The sequence below is a fragment of the Curtobacterium sp. MMLR14_002 genome (assembly GCF_001864975.1).
GTDB lineage: Bacteria > Actinomycetota > Actinomycetes > Actinomycetales > Microbacteriaceae > Curtobacterium > Curtobacterium flaccumfaciens.
In genome coordinates, this window is sequence record NZ_MJGT01000043.1 from 1 (window position 1) to 252 (window position 252).

1 protein-coding gene is annotated in these 252 nt (G+C 68.3%); it reads left to right on the forward strand.

The window, feature by feature from the left end; all coding sequences use genetic code 11:
- On the forward strand, positions 1–252 hold a 252-nt coding region (locus tag BIU91_RS18800; RefSeq protein WP_171907768.1), incomplete at both ends, for a hypothetical protein.

Genomic DNA, 252 nt, shown 5'->3' on the forward strand with positions numbered 1-252 from the left:
CCGTCGAGGGACTCTCCGTCGGAGCCAACTCCCTCGTCGCGACGCAGCGGTTCAACAACGCGCAGGTCGACCAGAAGACCGTCACCGCGACGATCGTCGAGGGTGGCACGCTCGTCGGTGTCGACCAGGGTCCGATCGAGCTCGAGCGCGGGGAGAGCACCCAGGTGCCCTTCGTGGTCGAGAACCGCGAGGTGCGCACGAACACCGATGGCACCGTCGTGCTGACGGCCCCGGATGGTGCGACCTTCTCCG